This is a genomic window from Deinococcus deserti VCD115 (assembly GCF_000020685.1).
Taxonomy (GTDB): Bacteria; Deinococcota; Deinococci; order Deinococcales; family Deinococcaceae; genus Deinococcus; species Deinococcus deserti.
This window is the reverse complement of sequence record NC_012526.1, coordinates 815,966-831,266: the sequence shown is the minus strand read 5'-3', so window position 1 is coordinate 831,266 and position 15,301 is coordinate 815,966. Positions and strand designations below refer to the sequence as shown.

15 protein-coding genes are annotated in these 15,301 nt (G+C 64.1%); 9 read left to right on the top strand and 6 right to left on the bottom strand.

All coding sequences use genetic code 11. The features are described 5' to 3' along the window. Positions 1–17: 17 nt before the first annotated feature. Both DEIDE_RS03960 and DEIDE_RS03955 read left to right on the top strand, forming a co-directional pair. Complete coding sequence (locus tag DEIDE_RS03960) at positions 18–305, top strand: PAAR domain-containing protein (protein WP_012692659.1); 288 nt, start codon at positions 18–20, stop codon at positions 303–305. A 691-nt stretch (positions 306–996) separates the two neighbouring features. Continuing rightward, positions 997–2,136 (top strand): NAD(P)/FAD-dependent oxidoreductase, encoded by a 1,140-nt coding sequence (locus tag DEIDE_RS03955; protein WP_012692658.1) that lies wholly within the window; start codon positions 997–999, stop codon positions 2,134–2,136. A 205-nt stretch (positions 2,137–2,341) separates the two neighbouring features. Here DEIDE_RS03955 and DEIDE_RS17940 read toward each other — a convergent pair whose 3' ends face one another. Both DEIDE_RS17940 and DEIDE_RS03945 read right to left on the bottom strand, forming a co-directional pair. Then, positions 2,342–2,962 carry a histidine phosphatase family protein gene (locus tag DEIDE_RS17940; protein ID WP_012692657.1) on the bottom strand — a complete coding sequence of 207 codons (621 nt, stop codon included), beginning with the start codon at positions 2,960–2,962 and terminating at the stop codon, positions 2,342–2,344. 129 nt (positions 2,963–3,091) lie between these two features. Beyond that, positions 3,092–3,547, bottom strand: a complete 456-nt coding sequence (locus DEIDE_RS03945) for a TlpA family protein disulfide reductase (RefSeq protein WP_041227056.1) — start codon at positions 3,545–3,547, stop codon at positions 3,092–3,094. Positions 3,548–3,934: 387 nt separating this feature from the next. Between DEIDE_RS03945 and DEIDE_RS03940 the strand changes: the two genes are divergently transcribed. The 6 genes from DEIDE_RS03940 to DEIDE_RS03920 all read left to right on the top strand — a co-directional run bounded on the left by DEIDE_RS03940 (position 3,935) and on the right by DEIDE_RS03920 (position 8,983). Then, the gene (locus tag DEIDE_RS03940) at positions 3,935–4,597 is read left to right on the top strand and encodes an AzlC family ABC transporter permease (protein ID WP_012692655.1); all 663 of its coding nucleotides are present in this window, start codon (positions 3,935–3,937) and stop codon (positions 4,595–4,597) included. Then, entirely contained in the window at positions 4,594–4,890 is a 297-nt protein-coding gene (locus DEIDE_RS03935; protein WP_012692654.1) for an AzlD domain-containing protein, read from the top strand. Before DEIDE_RS03940 ends, DEIDE_RS03935 begins: the two co-directional genes overlap by 4 nt. Positions 4,891–4,953: 63 nt before the next feature. Continuing rightward, positions 4,954–6,621: a PASTA domain-containing protein gene (locus DEIDE_RS03930; RefSeq protein WP_012692653.1), complete on the top strand. Its 1,668-nt coding sequence runs from the start codon at positions 4,954–4,956 to the stop codon at positions 6,619–6,621. 34 nt (positions 6,622–6,655) lie between these two features. Beyond that, positions 6,656–7,789 carry a cysteine desulfurase family protein gene (locus tag DEIDE_RS03925; protein WP_012692652.1) on the top strand — a complete coding sequence of 378 codons (1,134 nt, stop codon included), beginning with the start codon at positions 6,656–6,658 and terminating at the stop codon, positions 7,787–7,789. Between the two features lie 126 nt (positions 7,790–7,915). Further along, entirely contained in the window at positions 7,916–8,230 is a 315-nt protein-coding gene (locus DEIDE_RS18985; RefSeq protein WP_162485396.1) for a hypothetical protein, read from the top strand. A gap of 150 nt (positions 8,231–8,380) precedes the next feature. Beyond that, positions 8,381–8,983, top strand: a complete 603-nt coding sequence (locus DEIDE_RS03920) for an HD domain-containing protein (protein ID WP_012692651.1) — start codon at positions 8,381–8,383, stop codon at positions 8,981–8,983. Between the two features lie 58 nt (positions 8,984–9,041). On the opposite strand, the gene DEIDE_RS03915 is transcribed toward DEIDE_RS03920, so the two are convergent. From DEIDE_RS03915 to DEIDE_RS03900, 4 genes are all read right to left on the bottom strand, one after another. Next, positions 9,042–11,804: a valine--tRNA ligase gene (locus DEIDE_RS03915; protein ID WP_012692650.1), complete on the bottom strand. Its 2,763-nt coding sequence runs from the start codon at positions 11,802–11,804 to the stop codon at positions 9,042–9,044. After that, positions 11,801–12,295, bottom strand: coding sequence for an NUDIX hydrolase (locus DEIDE_RS03910; protein WP_012692649.1), 495 nt, complete (start codon positions 12,293–12,295; stop codon positions 11,801–11,803). Before DEIDE_RS03910 ends, DEIDE_RS03915 begins: the two co-directional genes overlap by 4 nt. Before the next feature lie 609 nt (positions 12,296–12,904). Then, on the bottom strand, positions 12,905–13,633 hold the full coding sequence (locus tag DEIDE_RS03905) for a hypothetical protein (RefSeq protein ID WP_193589560.1): 729 nt from the start codon (positions 13,631–13,633) through the stop codon (positions 12,905–12,907). 81 nt (positions 13,634–13,714) lie between these two features. Next, the gene (locus DEIDE_RS03900) at positions 13,715–14,236 is read right to left on the bottom strand and encodes a DUF4388 domain-containing protein (protein WP_012692647.1); all 522 of its coding nucleotides are present in this window, start codon (positions 14,234–14,236) and stop codon (positions 13,715–13,717) included. Between the two features lie 66 nt (positions 14,237–14,302). On the opposite strand from DEIDE_RS03900, the gene DEIDE_RS03895 reads away from it, so the two are divergent. Then, positions 14,303–15,295 carry an ADP-ribosylglycohydrolase family protein gene (locus DEIDE_RS03895; protein ID WP_012692646.1) on the top strand — a complete coding sequence of 331 codons (993 nt, stop codon included), beginning with the start codon at positions 14,303–14,305 and terminating at the stop codon, positions 15,293–15,295. Positions 15,296–15,301 lie beyond the last annotated feature (6 nt).

Below are 15,301 nucleotides of genomic sequence, written 5' to 3'. Positions count from 1 at the left end.
CTTAAGGAGGACTCTGCATGCCACCAGCTGCCCGTCTTGGTGACAACCATACCTGCCCCATGACCACCGGCCTGACTCCTCATGTCGGCGGGCCGATCTCTTCCGGAAGCCCTACGGTCATCATTGCCGGAGCGTTGGCCGCACGTGTGGGCGATCCATGTGTATGCACCGGACCACCTGACATGATTGTCCGGGGCAGCGCCACAGTGCTGATCAACGGCAAGCCTGCTGCGCGGCTGGGTGACACCACAGCCCACGGCGGGGTGATCGTGGCCGGTGCGCCGACCGTCAATATTGGCGGCTGAGGTCTCTTCCACCAGCCCCTGTGGCATTCATTGGACAGGGTTCCTGGGGTTGTCGTTGCTCAGGCATCCGGGAGATCGTCGCGGTGAGCTGGCGCGAAGAGAGCCCAGGACAACCCCAGACCCTCCACAATCCACCTCTTGTACTTACGGCGCAGTTTGGGGGTGAAGGTCATCCAGGACATCCGGCCCTGTCTTGCATTCCTGAAGTTCCAGGATTCAAACCAAAATTGCTCCACCGTCGCGTCGAACCGACCTAAACGGCGATCGTCCGGCCAGTAATACCGGTCCAGAATTTCGACAAATCGGGACAGTGCTCTGAGTCACCACTTCCGATCAGTTGCTGACCGCGGTGCGCAATTGCCGTGAGGGCCTCGAGGCCATAAGGGCCGTCTCTCCCTGACGCCCGGCTCAACACGAGTTGGGGATCAGGTACGGTCTCCTCTTTGCTCTTAGCGTACACGCCGCCCGGTGACGTTCAAGAACAACTTCTGCAGCGACAATCATCGCAAGGCAGCGTGTCTGAGCAAGGCGACGGCGCAGATGTTTAGTTGCTGTCAGACCACAGGGTTTCATGGTCTTGGTGTGAGGTGTACACTGGGCGTTGTGTCGGGTGAAAGCCCCGACGATTTTTTGCGGGTTGGCAGGCTTATCACGCAGCCAATTCGTGAATTCGTTCACAGGAGACCTTGCAATGAAAACCCTGATCCTTGGTGCTGGTTACGCAGGCCTTGCGGCCGCCACCAAACTCAAGCCCACGCCGGGCATGGAAACTCTGCTGGTCGAGCAGAATGCTTACCACACCTTTGAAACCCGTCTGCACGAAGCCGCTGCCCACAACACCCGCGTGACCCTGCCGCTGATCCCGCTGCTGCGGGGAACTGGCGTGAACCTTGAACAGGCTCAGGTTGATACGGTCAACCTGGATGAGAAGGAAGTGCTGCTTAAAGACGGCCGCGTGCTGACCTACGACACGCTGGTCGTGGGTTTGGGCAGCGTCACGAACTTCTATCGTATTCCCGGCCTGGCTGAGAATGCCTCCGAACTCAAGGACGTGGCTGACGCCGACGAGATCTTTACTTTCGTCAACCGGGCCTACTCCGGCGACTACGTGGGCAACCGCGACATCGTGGTCGGCGGTGCTGGTCTGACCGGCGTGGAACTGGTGACCGAGCTCGCGCAGCGCGCCGAGCTGTTGACCAAGGCCCGTGGTCTGCCGCCCTTCCAGATTCACCTCGTCGAGGCTGGCCCCAAGATTCTGCCCGTGCTGGACGACGCATTGAGGGCCAAGGCACAGCGCACCCTGGAAGGCTACGGCATCAACGTGCTGACCGGACACCGCCTGATGCAAGCCACCGCGGACAGCGTGACAGTGCAGACGGCTGAGGGTGAGCAGAAGATCATTCCCGCCGGCAAGATCATCTGGACCGGCGGCATCCAGGCCCGGGACATCGTCCGGGGCGAGAAGCTGGAAAAAGGCCCCGGCGGCCGAATTGCCGTGGACGCCGAACTTCGTGCCAAAGGCTACCCGGACGTGTTCGTTATTGGGGACATGGGACTGGCGCTGAACCAGGAAGGTAAGCCGGTGCCGACCACTGCCCAGCACGCAGGCCAGCAGGGGCGCCTGACCGGCAAGAACCTGATGCACCTGGCCAAGGGGCAGCCGCTTGAAGCGTACGAGCCTACCACTCTTGGCGAATTTGTCAGCCTGGGTGGACTGATGGCCGTGGGCTGGATGAAGCTGCCCTGGAACCAGAAACTGGCCATTACCGGCGGCATTGCGCACGTCATGAAGCGGGCCAGCGAGTGGCGCTGGCGGGCCAGCATCGACTGAAGAACGGACCACTAAGGCCGGAGGCGAGCGCTCGCCTCCGGCTTTTTTATGCCTGGGTAAGCTCAGGGCCACGTCAATAAGTCCGAGTCTTCACAAGTGATATGACCGGCCTTTCACTGGGCACTTGAACATACGGGGGGAGATAGCCGTCATGCACAGAACCCGGCTATCTCCTGACTGTTCTGCGTGACGGTGAGTGCTTGTTTCACGCCAGTGCTCCAGTCAGGTGGTGGGCGCACCCCAGCCGTACTGCAAGCCACTGTCCTTCATGCCTACGAAGCTCGGAAATGGCAGTGTTCGCATGAGCGTAGCGGCCATCCGCCCAGGCCGCGGCGAAATCGGTGCCCAGCAGATCACACAGCAGAATCTGAATAGCCAGCCCGTGTGACACGATAACTAGTGGTCCACCGCGGCTCAGAATCTGCGTCAGAGCATGTCGGGCCCGGCGCTTCACATCGTCGATGCTTTCCCCACCAGGAAAACCGAAGTGGCCCGTCTGACGAAACAACTCGTGGCTGTGCGTTTCCAGCTCAGCGTAGGAGCGGCCGTACCAGTCACCGGTATCTATTTCCTGGAGTCCTTCCAAGATGTTCACGCCGACGCCTAGAGCCTCAGCCAGGGCGCCGGCGGTCTGCTGCGCCCGCAGAAAGGTGCTGGCATAGATGACAGGTTCGCTCAGCCGCAGCGCGGTCAGCGCGGTCCTGCACAGGGCAGCCTGCTGGTGACCGTGCTCACTAAGGACATCGTTCCGTCTCTGTACGCCGCGCAGCACCTTAAATCCTATGCCCAGTGTTTCGGCGTGTCGCACCTTAAAAAGTCGTTCCATCGGGTGACGTGGCCCCTTCGGTACCACGCAGGAAACCACCAAAAGTCTGCGCCCTTGCCATTCACATCAGGACTCTCGGCCTCCGCGGCTTCAATCGCGAACTCTGGCGGAACGCTTCGGCTTCTTTCTTCAGGGTCCGTCCCCCTGGCCAGCCCATTCCTGCAACAGGTACTGAAGCCGGGTCTGCGCGTTTTCCTGACTGCCGTACACGCTGCGCAGCAACTCGCCGCCCGGCGCGAATGCCAGCCAGTGCGGAGTGCCTTCAGTGTTCCAGTGCCGGGCAAACGAGCCGTCCAGGTCCAGCGCAACCGGAAACGGCAGTCGCGCAAAGTCACGGGAGAACTTCAGCAGGGTGGGTTCGACATCCTCCCGGGGCAGCTGCCGGTGCCCCCAACTGGTATGAACCGCCAGCAGCTGCACCCGGCCACCGAACTCGCTGTGCAACCGCTTGAGAAAAGGAATGCCCCGCGACACACAGCCGGAGCATTCGAGGTTGAAGGTCATGACCAGACCGGGCCTGTCCCACCCACACGGAGGCGCCACTGGGTCACCATGCACGAAGTCCTCCTGCGAGGGCCATTCCATGCCGCGAGCGTACAGGGCGGAGTAGAGACGAACACGCTGGCCTTCTTTCCCAAAGATTTACCCAGTTCTGCCTTCGTGCTGACCCAGATTGTCGCAGCCGTGTTCTGGCAGGCTGCGGTCTCACGCCGCGCATGACCGGTGCCCGGCCGCTGATGTGGGGGAAGAGTCAGGACGCGCTGCGGAACAGGAGTGCATATGCATCCGACCGTCACTGCGGCCCGGGAGTTTGCGTGGGTCTCCAGTCAGGTCCGTGCGCCGGATTCCGGAGAGGTCCAGCCTGCCCCGGCCCGTCAACATGCTGGTGGACCGGACTCAGCGCCTACACTGACCCGGATGTTGGTTGCCACTTCTTTCTGGCCCGCGTTCTGGCGGGGATTTCGGGCGCTGATGCCCCTATGGCTGGGCTTGGTGCCGTTCGCGGTGGCCTACGCGGTCACGGCCCGTGCGGCCGGTCTGGGGGTCTGGGAGACCCAGCTGATGAGCCTGACGGTGTTTGCCGGCGCCAGCCAGTTCGCAGCAGCCGGCCTGTTTGCTTCCGGGGCTTCCGCCCTGGGTGTTGTGGGTACCACTTTTTTGCTCAACGTGCGGCACGTCCTGTACGGTCTGAGCCTGTCGCGCCAGCTGCCTCTGACCCGCTGGGAGCGTACCCTGGCCGCACAGTTCCTGACCGATGAGGCGTACGGCGTCAGCGTGGTTCATGGTCCCCGTGACCCTGCGGGCCTGAGCTTTGCCTTTCTTCTGGGGGCCGAACTCAGCCTGTACGTGGTGTGGAACCTGTCGACCCTGGCAGGCGCCCTGGCCGGTGCGGTACTGCCGGACCCGCAGGCGTTGGGCGTGGGAGTCATTTTTCCCCTGGCATTTCTGGGTCTGCTGGTGCCGCTGCTGGCCGACCGCCTGAATCTGCTGGTCGCAGCGGTTTCCGGGATAGGAGCCTGGCTGCTCGCGCGCGTACTTCCCGGAGGACTGGTGATCCTCCTGGCCGGTGTGGGCGGCGCTTTGCTGGGAGCCTGGCTGCTGACCCGCCTGGAACCGCAGGAGGCTGGCGCGTGAGCCCGACTGCGATCATCCTGCTGATGTGGGCTGTGACCTATCCGGCGCGGCTGCTGGGCCTGAGTCTGGGCCGCCTGCACCTGCCACCCTTCTGGCTGGCATTTCTGAAGTTTGTGCCGGTCAGTGTCTTTGCTGCACTGGTCGTGCCCGACGTCCTGGGCAGTCCGGAGTGGGTCCGGCGTCTGATTGCCTGCGTCGTGGGCGGCGCACTGATGTGGCGCACCCGGCACCTGGGGTTTGGGCTGCTGGGAGGCTTCGCGGCCTACTGGGGCGCACGGGTCGCCGGGCTCTGACGCCGCGGCTCGGATGAGGCCAGTCAAGCAAGGCTCAGCCCCCCGCGCTATGCTGGGCAACGCATGACGGGGCAGGCCGGACCACACAAGCTGATTGACGGGAAATACGAGATCGTGCGCGAAATCGCGCGCGAGGGTCATGTCACCCTCTCGGAGGTTCGCGCAGGCGAGGGTGTCACCCGCCGCGTGGCATGGTTCGACGTGACGACTCCTGCCGACCGTCAGGCCTTTCACGCTTACCGCACTGCCGTGAGGGCTCTGGCGCCAGCCGGACTGACCGACGTGGTGGCCCGGCCCGGCGCCTACTACGCCGTGTGGCAGCCGGTCGCCGGAACCCCCCTTGAAGAGTTCCTGGCCCAGCCGGTCAAATCCGAGGAGACGGTCGAGGCTGTGCGCAACCTCGTGGCGCGTCTGGCGGCGCACAACTTTGCGGTCACGGACGCCGACATCGTTGTGGAGGATCATCAACCTCGGGTTGCCTATCTACGCCCCGTCACCCGCACGCCCGAAGATATTGCCCTGCTCAATGAGGCAACCCTGGCCGCGCTGAGTGGCGGCCGCGTCCGTCCCCGCCGGCAACCGGGAGCATGGTTGTCGTTCGTGCCAGGCCTGCTGTTCCTGGGGGGCGCGATCTACCTGGGAAGCCAGGCAGCACAGATCTACCTCAATCCGCCGGTCCAGGAGGTGGTCAGCGTGACGGGCAAGGAGGCCAAGGAAGCCACCCAGCAACTGATTCGCGCTGGCTACCGCGTTCAGTACACCGAGGGCCAGGCAGGCAGCCTGCCTATTGGATCCATCATCCGGCAGGACCCGGCGGGAGGCACGTCCCTGCCGGTGGGTCGCCTGATTACCCTGACGGTCAACAATCCGCCGTCTATCCAGGTGCCGCGCGTGGAGGAAATGACCCTTGCCCAGGCCAAAGCGGCCCTGAAAGACGGAGCCCTCACCCTGGGGAAGGTGCTCAAGGTCGATGGCACGCTGACCAACACCCCCGTAGGCCATGTGATTGCCCAGCTTCCCCAACCTGGCGTCCAGACGCAGCCGGGACAGTCAGTCCAGGTGATCGTCAGCACTGGGGTGCAGGGCAAGGACACCTGGATTCCCAACCTCACTGGCATGACCTATGAGCAGGCGCGTGACCATGTGCGCGCCGCAGGTCTGGTCGTGACCAACGTCCGTGAAAAGCCCAGCGATGATCCGGAAAACAGCGTCTTGGAGCAGACTCCGGCGCCGTACGTCCGGGTAGCTGTCGGCAGCCCGGTGACCCTCACGGTGGCCACGGCCCGCTACAGCCCGCCCACGCAGCCTGCCGGAAGCCTGCCTCTGCCGCCGGTCTACGTCCCACCTACACCAACTGCCCCAGAGCAGGCACCCCAGGACCCCACTCCCGCCCCGCCGGACGCTCCGGACACGGCGCCTGAACCCACTCCGCAGGAGATTCCGGCCACGCCGCCGGTCACCGGTCCGGTTCCCGTACCTGAACCTGCGCCCAGTGCCGAGCTGCCTACCAGTACCGTCAGCTTCAACTACCTGTTCCCGGAGGACCTGCCGGACGGAACCTATACAGTGGTCGTGCGAGACGCCGATGGCGAGCGTGTGGTGCTTGCACCCACCGAGGCGACCCAGCTGCGCGGTGCCACAGCCACCAGCGACAATGCGCTGACGGTTCGTGGGACCGCAGTGTTCGTGATCCGGCGCGACGGCGCAGAGTACGCCACGGTCAACCCCTGAACCGGTGCTCCGGCCCTGAAGGAACCCTCCCGAGATGATCTACCTCGACTACGCTGCCACACACCCCATGACCCCTGAGGCCGTGGCTGCCTACACTCACGCTGCTGCGCTGCCGGGCAACCCGGCCAGTGTGCACGCCGCAGGGCAGGCCGCCCGCGAGTTGCTGGAAGAGGGCCGGGGCCGTATAGCGGCGGTGCTGGGGGTAGACCCCCGGACCCTGACCATCAACAGTGGCGGCACTGAGGGAGACAATCATGTCCTCCTGGGCATTGCCCTGGCGTGGGAGGAAACTTACGGCCGGCCCGGCCACCTGATCACCACCCTGACCGAGCATTCTGCGGTTCTGGCCCCAGCCCGCTGGCTGGAAAAGCAAGGCTGGGCCGTCACTTTTCTGGCACCGGACCGGCATGGCCGCTACGCACCGGCGCAGCTTGAGGCTGCGCTGCGTGACGACACCGCGCTGGTGTCGATTCATCATGCCAACAACGAACTGGGAACCGTGCAGGACACGCCTTCCCTGGCGGCGATTGCCGCTGCACGGGGCGTGCCGTATCACACTGACGCTGTTCAGGCACCGGGCGTCCTGCCGGTGCATCTGCCTGACTGGGGTGTCACGTTTGCTACCTTCAGTGCCCACAAGTGGGGTGGCCCGCGAGGAGTGGGGGTGCTGTATGTCCAGCGCGGGACTGTCCTTCCTCCAGTCGTCTATGGAGGTGGCCAGGAAAGTGGTCTGCGTCCCGGCACCCAGAACACGGCTGGAGTCTATGCTGCGGGTCTGGCTCTGACCCATGCGGAGGCGGCGCGGGAAAGCACCTTCGCGCACCTGAGTCAACTGCGTCAACGGTTTATGCAGGCTGTGGCAGCTATTCCGGGCCTGCGCATCAACCACCCGCCGGAAGGCAGTCCCAAGGTGGTCAGCCTGACCCTGCCCGGGACGGACGGAGAAGCCCTGCTGATGAATCTCGACATGCTGGGCATCTGCGCGAGCGCCGGCAGTGCCTGCTCGGCCGGCACCATGCAGCCCAGTCACGTGCTGACGGCCACTGGCCTGAGTGAAGCCGATGCCCGCAGCACGCTGCGCTTCAGCTTTGGCGCCGCCACGACCGAAGCGGAGATCGACGCAGCCGCTTCTGCGCTGACCCAGGCGGCCCAGTGGAGCCGGAGCTGAGGGCAAAACCACGCCGCGCCGAGTACACATGAGGTGAGGGGCGGCCAGGACAAGGACTGCCTGTGCAGGCCAGTACGACTTAAACACGTGGTTTGATGCTCAGGGGTCTCACCGTATCCTTGGAATGTGCCCGCTGATTTGCCTCCCCAATGGTCTGTCGTCGTTGAGGCATTGACCGCCAAAGGCTGGCGTGAGGTGGAAAGCGACATTCCCACCGACTGGTGGTCTCTTTATCAAGTGTCCTTCGTACGTCACGGGCAGCAAGTGGTGCTCTCGCTGTTGACAGAACCGTGGAGTGATCAGGCCAGACCCCACGCCTGGGCTATTGGAGCGAGCCGGACGATTCCTATCGACAGGTTTGCGGCCGCCGAGCTGGGCTCACTGACCTTAGGACGAGGGTGGCGACAGAACGTCACGGCATTTATCGGCCTATTGTCATAACACAACGTGTTTAAGTCGTACTAGGCGCTATCCGGGACCAGTCACCGCGTGGCTGCGCCCCTCCTGATCTATGACTGGTGCTTCCGGGCGTTTTCGCTTGCATTGGCAGAAGCGCCTTGAACAGGCGGCCAGAACTGCCAGACTGGCACCATGAGTCTGCCGTCCCGCGCCCTGGCTGAACACCTCCTGCATGAAGCCGGGAAACTCAATCCCGGACCGTGGGTCGCCCATTCACAGCAGGTGGCACTGGCCGCGCATCACATTGCCCGGCGGCACGCTGAGCTGGACCCCGAGCGGGCGTATGTGCTGGGCCTGCTGCATGACATCGGGCGGCGCACAGGGCCAAACCGCGACCGTCATATTCTGGACGGTCATGATTACCTGACCGGGCTCGGCTATACCAGCGCCGCCCGCATTGCCCTGACGCACTCGTTTGTCCTACCTGGTCTGGACACCTTGCAGGGTGAGTGGGACGGCACTCCCGAGGAACTGGGCCGGCTGGAGAGCCTGCTTTCCAGGGCACAGCAGACTAATGAAGACCGTTTGATTCAGCTGTGCGACCTGCTGGCCCTGCCGGAAGGCTTCTGCACGGTGCAGGAGCGCATGGTGGACGTCGCCCTGCGCTACGGCGTGAACGCCCGGACAGCCGACAAGTGGCGCGCCCAGTTGAACCTGAAGGCGTACTTTGACCGGGCCTGCGGCGTCAACGTCTATCAGCTGCTCCCTGGACTCTGCGAGCGGCTGCTGGCTTAGACACAGTCAAAGAAAAAGAGCCCGCCCCACACTGGCGGACTCTTTTTCAGTTTCAGGATTATTCGAACTGAGCCAGAACCTGTTCCAGCCGTTCCTTCTGGGCGCTGAAGTCGGTCACCCGGCGGCGTTCTTCCTCGATCACCTCAGCGGGGGCGCGGGCCACGAACCCCTCATTGCTCAGCTTGCCCTGCGCCTGCCTGATCTGCTTGTCCAGTTCCTGCAGACGCTTTTTCTGCTTGCCGAGCCAGTCCCCAATCTCCACGGTGCCTTCCAGCGGCGCTCTGATGATCACGCCCTGTTCGACAGCGCTGAGGGTTCGGCCTTCCAGGCCGGAGACCAGCGTCACCCGGGCAATGCTTTCGACCACGCGGGCGTTCTCGTGCACTGTGCCTGCCAGATCACCCTCCACCAGGACGCCCAGGCGGTCCTGGGGGCTCAGGCCGAGTTCACTCTTGAGGCTGCGGGCCGCGCTCACAGCAGCGCGCAGGGCATCAAAAGCCCGCGTGGCCTCGGCGTCATGCAGCGTTTCGTCGGCCTGAGGCCAGATCCGCAGGGCCAGCTGACGGCGGTGGCCCAGCGCTTCGTACAGTTCGCTGGTAACAAAGGGCATGAAGGGGTGCAGCAGTTTCAGAATGTGTTCCAGCACGGCCTTAAGCGTCCCCAGGGTGCCCAGACGGCCTTCACTGAGGGCAGGTTTGGCAGCCTCGATGTACCAATCGCAGAACTCGTCCCAGGTAAAGCTGTACAGCGTGCGGATGGCCGCCCCGATATCGAAGGCCTCCAGCTGCGCGGTCGCTTCCTGCGTCACCGCATTCAGGCGGCTGATGATCCAGCGGTCGGCCAGCGTCAGGTCATCTCTGGTGCGCAGCACACCCAGCACCGCCTGGCTGCGCAGCAGGTCGGCATTGCCGGGCACCACCGCGCGGCGCACGTAAGCGCTCAGGTTCTCGTCGTCTGTCATGTTGGGAGCCGCCTCACCCAGGCGCATCAGCGCAAAGCGGGTGGCGTTCCACAGCTTGTTGGCAAAGTTGCGGCCCTGCTCGAAGCGGCGCGGGTCGTGCTTGATGTCCTGGCCGCCGGTAGACAGGAACGTGAAGGCAAAGCGGCAGGCGTCCACCCCGTACTGGTCGAACAGTTCCAGCGGGTCTACCCCGTTGCCCTTGCTCTTGGACATTTTCTGGCCTTTGGCATCCAGGTACAGGCCGTGCAGCATGACCGTCGAGAACGGCGCCCGACCGGTCAGGCCGTATCCGGCCATCTGCATCCGGGCCACCCAGAAAAACAGGATGTCGTAGCCGGTGACCAGCACCTGTGTGGGATAGAACTTGCGGAAGTCCTCCGCGTCAGTGTCAGGCCAGCCCAGGGTAGAAAAAGGCCACAGGTTGCTGGAAAACCAGGTGTCGAACACGTCCTGGTCGCGCCTCAGGTTCAGGTGCGCGTAACGTGGGTCCTTGTCGCAGTCCAGATCCGGCTTCTCGGGATCAGGCACGTAGATGTTGCCTTCATCGTCGTACCAGGCTGGAATCTGGTGGCCCCACCACAGCTGCCGTGAGATGTTCCAGTCACGGATGTTCTCCAGCCAGTCGCGGTTGACCTTGGTGTAGCGCTCGGGCGTCAGTTTGATCTCGCCTTTGTCCAGGCCCTCAAGCACCTGATCGGCAAAGGGTTTCATGCGCACGAACCACTGGGTGCTCACGATAGGCTCGACCGGAACCTTGGTGCGCTCACTGAGGCCGATGGCCGTGTCGTGATCCTTCTCCTCAAGCAGTTCGCCGGACTCCTGCAGGGCCTTGACAACTGCCTTGCGCGCCGCAAAACGCTCCAGGCCCCGGAATGCCTCTGGCACCAGTTCACCCGTCAGGTTGCCGTGCAGGTCAATCACGCTGGGCCTGGGCAGCCCATGACGCTCGCCCACTTCGAAATCGGTGGGGTCGTGCGCGGGTGTGATTTTCAGTGCCCCCACGCCGAACTCCATCTCGACCGCCTCGTCCGCAATGATCGGCACGGTGCGGTCAGTCAGCGGAATGCGCGCCTGCTGGCCGATCAGGTGTGCGAAGCGTGGATCGGCCGGATGCACCGCGATGGCCTGATCGGCAAAGATGGTTTCCGGGCGCACGGTGGCAATCCGGATCTCTCCCGGCTCGCCGTTGCTGGCGGGTGTGGAAGGGTCAGCCAGCTTGTAAGCCAGGGTGTACATCTTGCCCTTGCGCACCTCGCGGTCGATCTCCAGTTCCGACAGGGTGGTCTGGCTGGCCGGGTCCCAGTTCACGATGCGCTCGCCGCGGTAGGCCGCGCCCTCGTGGTACAGCCGCACGAACTGGTGGCGCACCGCTTTGGAGAGCCCTTCGTCCATCGTGAAGCGCTCACGGGTCCAGTCGGCGCTGACACCCAGGCGGGTCAGCTGGTTCAGGATCGTGCCGCCCGACTCCTCCTTCCAGGCCCACACCTTTTCCAGAAAAGCTTCGCGGCCCAGATCAAAGCGGCTCAGCCCCTGTTCCTTGAGCTGCCGCTCCACGACCACCTGGGTGCTGATGCCGGCGTGGTCCGTGCCCGGCAGGAACAACGCCTCGAAGCCGCGCATGCGCTTGAAGCGGATCAGCGTGTCGATCAGGGTGTTGTCCAGCGCGTGACCCAGGTGCAGGCTGCCGGTCACGTTGGGCGGCGGAATCACAATCGTGAAAGGCTCGCGGCCGCTGCTCGCGTCAGCCCGGAACGGCTCGGTACGCCAGCGGTTGCTCCACTGCGGCTCCACACTCTGGGGCTCAAACTGCTTGGCCAGCGGCCCTTCGTTCTCGGTCAGGTGATCAGTCGTGTCGGTCATGGGTTCTCCTTGAGCAGCAGTTTGAGCAGTGGAATGGCGATTTCATATCCGTAATCGGGGATAAGTTCGGGGTGGTCCAGCGGCGCGAAGCGGCAGAGAAAGGTCATGCCGTGATCGCCGTCTCCGCTTGTGACACGGTGTGCCCAGGCGTCCGGGGTATCCAGTGGCGCACGCAGCCAGAAAAAGTGATACACCTGCGACCGTTGTGCACGTGTCAGGTGGAAAGAGGCGATGTGCACCGGGGAGTGCAGGGGCAGTCCTGTCTCCTCGAACAGCTCACGTACGGCGGCCTGCGCAGGACCTTCGCCAGCCTCCACGCCACCAGCCGGAACCTGAACGCCGGCATCCGGGTACTCGGGCGTGTGTTCGAACACCAGCAGTTCCTGCTGGCCACGGGTGACATAAGCCAGGGCCCGCTGCCGCACTGGCAGGGCCAGAGCCTGCGCCAGAGGAAGAGAGTACCCCTGCAGTTCCGGGGCACCGGTCGTCATGGTTTCTCTCCTTCTTTCTGTACGCCTGCCTGTGTCATCCGGATCCTCCATACAAGCCAAAATCCCGCCCGCCGGAACCTGCCTTTGCGACAGGTTCTGTGCGGACGAGACGAAGAGGAAAAGTCCCGTGGTACCACCGCGTTTCCCCTGCGTAGTGTCAGGGGCGCTCATAGTGCGCTGTAACGGGCGCGCCCGGACGGGTCTACTGGCCCCGGTTGGGGGGTTCTTCCGACATGCTCGCGGGTGACGTTCTCCGGTGGCGGTCCGGCCCAGGCTCTCAGTCTTGGCCCAGGGCTCCCTGTCGGTGCCATCTCCGGGTACTCTTCCCGGTCACTGCTCAGGAAGTCTACGGGTCTGCCGGCCCGGATTTCAATCGGCCTGTTGGCAGAGAGCTGTCAGGGGCTGGACAGGGCCGCGTCAGCAGGTGCCTGATATGAGTGACTTCACGTCAGTACCGCCGGGATGTGCGCGGAAAGATTCTGCATCTGCTGAGCACTTCTCACCAGTCCTTTCCCGCCACGAAGCTGTGATGCAGGAGCTTGGAACGCCGCTGGCCTGCGCCTGAAGAAATTGACCGTCGCTGCGCGCTCTGGAATCCCAGATCTAAAGTCAGGGCTCGTCGGGCGCCTGCAAAAGTTCAAAGCGGTACAGCATGGGCCTTTTAAGCAGCCCGCGCGAAACCGCCACCGTGGCGTGCCGGTAGGGCACCCCCGTCACACCGGCGCCACCCTGAAAGGTCAGGACTTCCGAGCCCACGCGGGCCCCAAGCTCCCCCATTTCCAGAACACCTTCAGCGCGGCTGAGGACATCATAGGGATGCTCGATCAGGACCGTCAGCTTTACAGACTGACCCGCCAGGCTGCGCAGAGGATTGCCAGCATGCGCAAAACTGGTCCGGACCTCATCAGCCACGCGCTCGCAGGTGACTTTCAGGCTCAGGGCGTACTCGCCGACCGGAAACAGCACCTCGCGGATCAGCGTGACGCCGTCACCCTCCGCAGCACGGAAGGCGGCGAGCAGCTCTTCCCGGCGGTTCCGGATCAGCGTGACAGGGGTCACCGAGCGCCCCTGCATTGGAAAGTCCCCGCGAAGAATAATGCGTTCAGCGTGCAGCAGGGTGTCTTCGCGGGTGCGGTAGCTGCGTTGCAGCACACTCTGGTGCGGATGCCATTGTCCGGCCGAGTTGCGGACCATCCAGTCGATCCACAGTTCGAAGCGGTCCTGAAAGCGCCATGAGGGGTGAGCCACTGCTCTCGCCGGGCCAGTTGCAGTTTCGCGTCCCACGTCCTCACGTTCGCGCCGGGTATCGTCCGGGGTCCCTCGTGTAATGGCGCTCATGACTCCTCCAGGTACATCATGGAGCATGCCGCAGCTGGCATGGTGGGAAGGTGAGAGCCGGCGTCATCACCATTGAACCTATTAAGCCAGCTCTATCAGACCTGCCGTCAGAAATGGCCGCAGAGTTTCAAGCAGAGTGCGTGGAGCCTGCCGGCTGCGCTCCAGCAGCTTGCGAACGGTCGTGCCGCCCTGCAGCCGGCTCAAGACCTCGTACTGGGCGCGCGTGACAGGCTGGGCTTCGGTCCAGCGGGGGGTAAAGCGCAGTGTGCGGTCCCAGTCCGGAAAAGTCTGGAGCAATGGAGTCCAGCTTTCGTAATCATCAAGCATGCGCCGAAGGGCTGCGTCGCGTCGTAACGCCAGGGTACGCTCAGGCGCTGGCTCGTCCACCTCGAAGGTGAAGGTGCCTTCAGTGACACTGCACACCACCTGCAGTCCAGCGTCACCGCTCAGGGTCCAGGCCTGTGCATGCACAAGCTCGCCCGGATCAAGCCACAGCTGCCCGCCTCGCGGATGGTCCAGGCTCAGTCTTCCGGCCCGGCCACTGGCGAGCAACATCTGCATCACGGACAGAAGCGGAAAAACAGTCAGATCGCCGCGTACCATATGCCCCGCAGTGTAGTGCCGATTGCCCGCACTTGCATCCGGACGGCTCATGCGACAATGAGGTCTGTGCCGGACAACACGCTGTCTACGCTGCTTTCGCTGTGTGCCGCTGACGCACTGGGCGCCGCCACCGAGTTCAAGACCCCCGAGGTCATTCAGGCGCGCTACGCCCTGCCTTTCGACCACTACCAGGAAGGCAGCGTCTTCGGGTTCGCGCCGGGCGAGGCCACCGACGACAGTCAGATGACCGTCGCCACGCTTCTTGGTTACGCCCGTGGCGAAGGAACGTCGGGCGTCTGGAAGGCCCTGCAGGACTGGCTGGCCGCCGGGCCACCGGATGTGGGCAGCCTGACAGGCGCGGCTTTGCGCCGCGCGGGCCCGGACGGAGGCGTGCACGCCTGGGAGGCCAGTAACTTTCACAGTGCTGGAAATGGCGGCCTGATGCGCGTGGCTGCCGCGTGGATCGCGGGCTTCCGGGACGAGGCCCTGGCACGAGAGTCGGCGGTGCTGACTGCCCTGACGCATGCGGACCCACGATGTGTGCATGCCTCTGTGGCTCTGACCGCCTGCATGGAGGCTCTGTCCAGCGGCGCTTCCTACACTGACGCCGCAACCCACAGCCTGCGGGTCATGAACGCCCTGAATGCGGAGGCCGTGCTGATGGACGCCGGACTGTTCAGCAGCACCACGCTGCGGGCACACAGGGCATTCCGTGAGCGCGACCGGGAGGCCCGCGCTGCGGTGAGCAGCCGTGTGCGCGCGGGGCTTGATGGAGTCCTCACTTCCCAGAGCGGCTTCGTGCTCGATACCCTGGAGGCCGCTCTAAAGCACGCCAGCGCGGCCTCATGGCTGGCCTGCGTGCAACCTGCGGTGCTGCTGGGTGACGACAGCGACACGGTCGCGTGCGTGGTTGGCGCCCTTGCCGGTGCACGTGGCCTCCCTGTGCCTGAGCCGCTTCTTCCCCCCTTGCGGCTGGGGCACAGCTGGCCCGGGTGGCACCGGGAATGGCTGTGTCTGGACCATTTGCCTGGCATTGTCCAGGCTGCCCGCCAGGGCTGAGCCGCG

What these genes read in the sequence shown, in the direction of transcription:
- DEIDE_RS03960 (WP_012692659.1), top strand. Translation starts at nt 18, where the DNA reads ATGCCACCAGCTGCCCGTCTTGGTGACAACCATACCTGCCCCATGACC.
- DEIDE_RS03955 (WP_012692658.1), top strand. Translation starts at nt 997, where the DNA reads ATGAAAACCCTGATCCTTGGTGCTGGTTACGCAGGCCTTGCGGCCGCC.
- DEIDE_RS17940 (WP_012692657.1), bottom strand. Translation starts at nt 2,962, where the DNA reads ATGGAACGACTTTTTAAGGTGCGACACGCCGAAACACTGGGCATAGGA.
- DEIDE_RS03945 (WP_041227056.1), bottom strand. Translation starts at nt 3,547, where the DNA reads ATGGAATGGCCCTCGCAGGAGGACTTCGTGCATGGTGACCCAGTGGCG.
- DEIDE_RS03940 (WP_012692655.1), top strand. Translation starts at nt 3,935, where the DNA reads ATGCCCCTATGGCTGGGCTTGGTGCCGTTCGCGGTGGCCTACGCGGTC.
- DEIDE_RS03930 (WP_012692653.1), top strand. Translation starts at nt 4,954, where the DNA reads ATGACGGGGCAGGCCGGACCACACAAGCTGATTGACGGGAAATACGAG.
- DEIDE_RS03925 (WP_012692652.1), top strand. Translation starts at nt 6,656, where the DNA reads ATGATCTACCTCGACTACGCTGCCACACACCCCATGACCCCTGAGGCC.
- DEIDE_RS03920 (WP_012692651.1), top strand. Translation starts at nt 8,381, where the DNA reads ATGAGTCTGCCGTCCCGCGCCCTGGCTGAACACCTCCTGCATGAAGCC.
- DEIDE_RS03915 (WP_012692650.1), bottom strand. Translation starts at nt 11,804, where the DNA reads ATGACCGACACGACTGATCACCTGACCGAGAACGAAGGGCCGCTGGCC.
- DEIDE_RS03910 (WP_012692649.1), bottom strand. Translation starts at nt 12,295, where the DNA reads ATGACGACCGGTGCCCCGGAACTGCAGGGGTACTCTCTTCCTCTGGCG.
- DEIDE_RS03905 (WP_193589560.1), bottom strand. Translation starts at nt 13,633, where the DNA reads ATGAGCGCCATTACACGAGGGACCCCGGACGATACCCGGCGCGAACGT.
- DEIDE_RS03900 (WP_012692647.1), bottom strand. Translation starts at nt 14,236, where the DNA reads ATGGTACGCGGCGATCTGACTGTTTTTCCGCTTCTGTCCGTGATGCAG.